Below are 7,303 nucleotides of genomic sequence, written 5' to 3' on the forward strand. Positions count from 1 at the left end.
ATATAATATATTATATCAAATATATACTATTTGGGGGTGGTCTATTTGTTTAGCAAAAGATTTAATATTTTATGGATTATAGTTCTACTAATTTTCATTTCTCCCACTAGTTTTGCAGATACTAGTATGAGTATTAATAGGTGGATAGTTGATTCTACTTTGAGTGATAACGGTGATTTATTTATTTCTGAAGATATTACTTTTGACTTTGAAGATAAATTTAATGGTGTATATCGTGATATCGTTATTAATGGCACAGAAGGCATTGAAAACTTAGAAGTCTATGAGATGGTACAGGGAATTGAAGTTCCATATTCTCTTGTAGGGTCTGCTAAAAAGGGAGACAAAGCTGTATTTACACAAACAGAGGAAAAAAACACCTTGAAACTAATGATATTCTCACCTTCTAAAAATGAAATGAAGACATTTCGTATCAAATACACAGTTAAAAATGTAGCTGTTAATCATATAGATACTGGAGAATTATATTATAAGTTTTTAGGCAGTGAGAACTCTACTCCTATTGAATTTTTTTCTGCCAGTATTAGGTTGCCAGATAAGAATAAAGAAAGCACTAAGATATTCGCTCATGGTCCTCTTAATGGAAGTATAAATTTTATAGAGGATGACTTAATAAAATTAGAAGTATCTGATGTCCCTACAAGTACCTTTGTAGAAGCAAGAATATTATTTCCAAATTCATTTATAAGTCAAAGTACTAATAAAGGAAATAGAACTCTTGATAATATAATGGATCAGGAATTAGCTTTGATTAGATCGGCAGAAGAAAAAGCTATATCAAAAGCCAGAAATAAAAGTATTTTTAACAATATTGCCCTTATAGTATCGGGTTTACTTGTGGCTTTAGCTGGATTTATATTTAATAAATTCAGACGAAATGTTGATATATATGATTCATTGAATAGTAAGTATCCTGAGGATATTACACCTGCTGAGCTTAGAATGCTTATGGTTTCCGTTATTGATTCTAGGGCCTTAATGACAACGATCTTTGATTCTGCAAGAAAAGGATATATCAATATAGAAGAAATTGAAAGCTCAAATAAGAAGAAAAAAGACTTTTTATTTTCAAAGACCATTAGACCAAGAAAGGATTTATTGTCTCATGAAGAATTCCTATTTGATTGGTTATTTAATACTATTGGAAATGGCAATGTAGTTTCTACAAGAGATATAGAACAATATAGAAAAAAATCATTTGATAAATTCAATCGAGATTTTAATTCATGGCAGAAAAAGGTTAGCTCAGATTTAAAAAATAGGGATTATTATGATCCCAGCAGTAAGAAATGGGCATTTGTAACTTTAACTATAAGTATAATATCCTTTATTGTGGGAATTATTGCTATGGTCTTTGAAGCATTCTATGGCGGAGTTTTACTTATATTGTCAATCTCACTCTTCGTATATAGCATATTTATATTTTACAGGAAATCAGATAAAGGATATATCCAATATCAACTATGGAAGGATTTCAAGAAAAATCTAGATTATCAAGGAATAACCCTAGAAGATTACAATATAAATATAACTACAGATAAGATTTTAATCTATGCCTTAGCTCTAGGACTGCCTATGAAGTCAATAGATAGATTTAGAGAAAGAATGCCAGAGTCACATACATCAGCCCACTGGTCTTACTGGTATTTTATGACAAATCGACATGGGGGCTCTAGTTTTGAAGATAGATTTAACTCATCATTTTATGGAAGTTCTGCAAGTTCTACTTCCAGCTCTGTTGGAGATGGAGGCGGCTTCTCTGGAGGCGGTGGCGGTGGTGCTGGCGGAGGAGGAGCAGGAGGGTTTTAAATTCAGTGAAAAGTGAATAGTGAATAATTCTAAAACACAAGAAACCCGTTTCTTACATTCAGTTGGCATATTATCCACTATGATTGTAGTAAACGGGTTTTATTTTTTAACTATTCACTATTCACTATTAGTTATTCACTAATTCTCTACTATTCACTATTAGTCATTCACTAATTCTTTCAATTCTCCAACTATCTTATAATCTGTAGCTTTTAATTCTTCCATATTTCTCTTACCTAGAAGCAGCATCACTATCTTCATTTTATGAATAGTTGCTTCTAAATAATTTCTTGCATTTTCATAACCTCCATGAAGCAGATATGATAGTATTTCCCCTGATATACCCGCCATATCTCCACCGACTACTAATGATTTTATAATGTCCATACCCGTTCTTATTCCACCACTAGCAATTAAGTTCAACTCCTGAGATAATTCTCTACATTTAATTAAAGCTAAGGCTGTAGGAATCCCCCATGAATAAAGGTCAGAAAAATCTATATTATTATATCTAATATTTTCGATTTCAATAAAATTAGTTCCACCGTAGCCAGATACATCTATATTTCTAACTCCAACGTCATATAGCTTTTCAGCCACTTCCTTTGATATACCGAATCCGACTTCTTTTACTATAACAGGTTTGCCTATACCTTTTACAATAGTTTCAATGTTTCTCAAAATTCCCCTAAAATCTCTATCTCCTTCAAGCATAACTACTTCTTGAGCAGGGTTCAAATGCAATTGTATTGCATCACCCCTTATCATGTCTAAAGCTCTTTTAACATCTTCTAAGGATGCCTGAGCATTAAGATTGGCTATGACTATACCGTCATCTCCTATAGTTTGTCTAACTATTTCAAATGAATCCCTACATTCTTCTTCCTCACACAAAGCTATGGTTTGAGAGCCAACAGCCATTGGAATTTTAAATTCCTTAGCAATTAGTGACAAATCTCGATTTATTTCCCAGGAAAAGTCAGAACCTCCTGTCATTGCATTGATTATAATTGGATAATCTACAGTTTTCCCTAAAAAAACTGTTTTTGTGTCTATATCCTCAAAACTTAAATCTGGTAATGCATTATGTTGCAAAAATACGTCCTCTAATAACGTATCGCCTTTATAGGTTGTTCTTAGATAGTTCTCAACATGCTCTCTTTTCCTCTTTTTTCTCATATTTCCACCTCTATCTATTGACTTAATAAATAGTCTCCAAACATTTCTTGGACAATGGTTCTTGTCTCTTCTCTATTATATATCCAATAGTCAACTCCTGCAATCCTTTTACCATCTCCAGGAATTGTATTTGTTGTCATATTTTCCATATTGATTTTTTTAGCGGATAATGCGCCTTTTGTAATAACTTTAAGTGGGATATTAGTCTCTACATAATCAAAATATGTTTCAATAAATTTTGGTATTTTTATTATGTTTTTAGGTTTTAGAGCTTGCTTAATTAACTCCTTCATAAACATTTGCTGTGCTTTTATTCTTCCTATATCGCCTTCTTTGTAACCAGACCTATATCTTAAAAAATCATGTGCTTCTTTTCCATATAGGGTTTGTACTCCTTTTTTTAAGTCTATATGAAGTGGTGGAATTCCAGGTGTCGTATCATCATATTTCATTCTTTGAGGTACATCTATTTCTACTCCACCTATTGCATCTACTATTTCCATTACTGCTCTATAATCAACTTTTACATAATAATCTACATCTATATTTAGAAAATCTCTTAGAGTTCTCATAGTAAGCTCTGGCCCTCCAAAGGCATGAGCATGATTGATTTTATCTTCTTTTCCTTTTATTAACACTCTCGTATCTCTAGGTATAGATAGTAAATTTATATCTCCTGTGTCAAAATTAACTTTGAAAAGCATCATAGTATCTGTCCTTGTACCCTTAGACTTTTTCACGTCCTCAGCATCTACACCCATCATTAAAAATAAGATTTCATTGTCGACTTTTGGCTCTACTACATTCTCATTACCTGGCTCTTCACCATCACCATCATCTACGGCTACTGTTGAATTCTTCCTTAGAAATACTTTTTCACCCAAAAAGGTGAATACTAAAGCAAAACATATAAATGATAATATAAATGATAGCACAAACTTCTTTTTCATCGTTACACCTCTAGTAATTAAATTATACATTAAATAATACTACATATGTCTACTAATTACAATTAAAAATATGACGAAATTAAGTTACAATTTAGATACAATGTCTATTTATGTAAAAAAAAGAGGCTATTTAGCCTCTTAAAATAATAAATGTCCTACTAATGCAATAATTGGTAATGTCACTAATGTTCTCTCAATAAATATAATAAATAACTCTCCAACATTTACAGGAATCTTGGAACCTAAGATAACAGCACCTACTTCTGATAAATATATAAGTTGAGTAACAGAAGTTCCTGCAATTACAAATCTAGTTAGCTCAGATTCTATACTAGCACCAATTACAGATGGTAAGAACATATCTGCAAAACCTATAATCATAGTTTGACTTGCTTCTACTGCAAAAGGTATGTTTAATAGTTTCAATATAGGGATAAATGGCATACCTAACCAAGTAAATACAGATGTAAACTCTGCTAAAATTGTTGCTATAGTTCCAAATGCCATGATTACTGGCATAACCCCTACCCACATCTCAAGGACATTATGGAGTCCACCTTTAATAAAACCACTAATATCTGTACTGTTTTTAGCCTTCTCAATAGCTTGATCAAGTCCCCATGTAAATGGAGTGTGTCCTACAGGCAGGTTTTCCATATTATCTCTACTAGTATCTGTTAGATAATCATCTTTCTTCCATGATAGTGGAGGTATACGAGGTACTATAATAGCTGCAACTACTCCTGCAAAAGTAACTGCTAGATAATAAGGAACAAAGTGTTGTTCTAAACCAACTTCTGCTAATACTACTAAGGCAAAAGTAATAGATACTGCCGAGAATGTTGTAGCTATAACAGATGCTTCTCTAGTGGTATAATATCCTTCTTCGTACTGATTATTTGTGAGTAGAACACCTATAGTTCCATCACCTAGCCAAGAAGTAATACAGTCAATTGAAGATCTTCCCGGGAGCTTGAATATTGGTCTCATAACTGGTGTAAGCATTGCTCCAACAAATTCCAGTAGTCCAAAATCCAATAATAAAGGAAGTAAAAATGCAGCAAAGAAAAATATGGTAAGTAAAGTTGTCAAAAGCCCATGTAACAACAAACCACCTGTATTCTCATTCCATATCCATTCAGGTCCTATTTCAAAGTATGCCAAAATAACGAATATCATACCGACGATTCTAACTATAAACCAGAATATATTTACATTGAATAATCCCTTTAGATTTTTAGATTTCTCAATAAAGCTTGGTTTTGCTACTTTATAAATTATGGTCATTATACCAGTAAAAGTAATGAGCAAAGTAATTATAGTTGGTAGTGCAGGTTCTAATATTGATGCGACAGTTTTAGATAATATTGCAACTGGAATCGTATATTCCCCTTGAAATTTTAAAGGAATCATAAATAGCATAATACCAATTAAAGATGGAAGTATAAACCGTGTATAATCTGCACCAGAATATTTTTTCTTAGTCTTATCAGACATAGAAATCCCCCTCTCATATTTTATTTATTTTTATCCCTTACTACCCTCCTTTCTTTATTATATTATCATAATATCACTAAACAACACTAATTTCAAGAAATCATATGAATATTTCAAATTTTCATTATTTTGGAATATATGACATAAAAATTTATATATCTCTTAATTATATAAGAAATCTTTACAAATATCTATAATAAAAACAAGATTTTATCTATAGCATTTTTTTTATTATAGATATTTTCTATTGGATTTGTTTATATTGGTGTGATAGTCTATCCAAGTAGAATAGTGTTTAAATTTAAAAGAAAAGGAGAGATGCAAATGAAAGAAATTATTAAAAAATTACCAGTGCCAATTGTTGGTTTAATGTTAGCTTTGGCAGCCATGGGAAACTTAGTCTTATCATATGGAGAAATATACAGAAATATCTTTGGTGTATTATCAGCAATTATTTTAGTTTTAGTATTAGTTAAAATTATTATGTTCCCAAAAGGTGTTTCCGAAGCTATAGACAATCCAGTAGTTGCAAGTGTTTTCCCTACACTTTCTATGGGAATTATGCTTTTAGCAACATATCTTAAACCACTTGCTCCATCATTAGCATTTGGCATATGGATTATAGGGCTAGTATTACATGGAGTTCTAATTATTTATTTTACTAAAAAGTATTTATTTAATTTTGGAATTAAAAAAGTTTTCCCATCTTGGTTTATCGTTTATGTTGGAATAGTAGTTGGATCTGTAACTGCTCCTGCATTTGATAAAGCAAATATTGGACAAATTCTATTCTGGTTTGGTTTCATATCTTATTTTGCATTATTGCCAATAGTTCTTAAAAGAGTTTTTAAAGTTAAAGATATACCTGAACCTGCATTACCAACTCTAATAATTTTTGCTGCACCTGTTGCACTTTGCCTAGCAGGATATATGAATTCCTTCCAAGAAAAAAACATGTTTATTGTTTGGTTATTAGTTGCTTTATCTCAATTCTCATATTTATGTGTATTATTACAATTACCAAAGTTATTGAAACTAAAATTTTATCCATCTTACTCAGCTTTTACCTTCCCGTTAGTTATTAGCGCAATTTCTATTAAATTAACTAATGGATTTTTAGTTAAAATTGAGAAACCAATAGCTATATTAAAGTATGTTGTAAATTTTGAAGAATTAGTGGCTTTGGCAATTGTTATCTATGTATTAATTAGATATATAGGCTTTTTATTTGCTAGAACTGAAACAGCTAAATAATCTACTGTATTGATAATATTATATAAATAAATTTAAGGAGGCTTTTTATATGACTAAGGAAGAATTATTAGCAAAAGTTAAGGAAGAAGCAGAAGGATATTTTGCAAGAGGAGAGTTTTTCTGTTCAGAAGCAGTAGCTCAAACCATCAACAATTTGCTAGGAAATCCATATGATAACAATATTGTAAAAATGGCTTCAGGATTCCCAATCGGTATGGGAAAATCAGGCTGCCTATGTGGAGCAGTAAGTGGAGGGCAAATGGCTCTTGGTATGGCTTATGGCAGAGTTCATGGTGAACCAATGAAAGAAAAAATGTTTCCTATGGCAGCATCATTACATGATTTTATAAAAGATGAATATGGTTCAACTTGCTGTAGAGTTATTACTAGACAATGGGCTGGAGATAATTTCATGAGTCCTGAAAGAAAAAAACATTGTATTGAAATAACTGGAAAAGTTGCAGAATGGGTTGCAGCAAAATTAATAGAAGATGGCCAAGTAGAAGTTGCAGAAACGGCAGAATAAAAAACCACCTAATTGATGTTACCCCCTAAATCCGGACACGGATTCAGGGGGTATTATCATGTCTAAA

General features: G+C 31.6%; 6 protein-coding genes. 3 read left to right on the forward strand and 3 right to left on the reverse strand.

Annotated elements, in window-relative coordinates:
• Nucleotides 1–45: 45 nt before the first annotated feature.
• Entirely contained in the window at nucleotides 46–1,830 is a 1,785-nt protein-coding gene (locus tag RDK80_RS19900; protein ID WP_308525301.1) for a DUF2207 domain-containing protein, read from the forward strand.
• A 159-nt stretch (nucleotides 1,831–1,989) separates the two neighbouring features.
• Here the strand turns inward: RDK80_RS19900 and fni are convergent, their stop codons facing one another.
• From fni to RDK80_RS19915, 3 genes are all read right to left on the reverse strand, one after another.
• Complete coding sequence (gene fni, locus RDK80_RS19905) at nucleotides 1,990–3,009, reverse strand: type 2 isopentenyl-diphosphate Delta-isomerase (protein WP_308525302.1); 1,020 nt, start codon at nucleotides 3,007–3,009, stop codon at nucleotides 1,990–1,992.
• Between the two features lie 14 nt (nucleotides 3,010–3,023).
• Nucleotides 3,024–3,959, reverse strand: a complete 936-nt coding sequence (locus RDK80_RS19910) for an LCP family protein (protein WP_308525303.1) — start codon at nucleotides 3,957–3,959, stop codon at nucleotides 3,024–3,026.
• Between the two features lie 138 nt (nucleotides 3,960–4,097).
• Entirely contained in the window at nucleotides 4,098–5,456 is a 1,359-nt protein-coding gene (locus tag RDK80_RS19915) for a YjiH family protein (RefSeq protein WP_308525304.1), read from the reverse strand.
• A gap of 324 nt (nucleotides 5,457–5,780) precedes the next feature.
• On the opposite strand from RDK80_RS19915, the gene RDK80_RS19920 reads away from it, so the two are divergent.
• Both RDK80_RS19920 and RDK80_RS19925 read left to right on the forward strand, forming a co-directional pair.
• Nucleotides 5,781–6,710, forward strand: coding sequence for a TDT family transporter (locus RDK80_RS19920; protein WP_308525305.1), 930 nt, complete (start codon nucleotides 5,781–5,783; stop codon nucleotides 6,708–6,710).
• Nucleotides 6,711–6,759: 49 nt separating this feature from the next.
• A complete protein-coding gene (locus RDK80_RS19925) occupies nucleotides 6,760–7,236 on the forward strand; it encodes a C-GCAxxG-C-C family protein (protein WP_094903159.1) in 477 nt (158 codons plus the stop codon).
• Nucleotides 7,237–7,303: the final 67 nt, after the last annotated feature.

Origin of the sequence: uncultured Tissierella sp., from assembly GCF_902479755.1 — a bacterium.
In the GTDB taxonomy this organism is placed as follows: domain Bacteria; phylum Bacillota; class Clostridia; order Tissierellales; family Tissierellaceae; genus Tissierella; species Tissierella carlieri.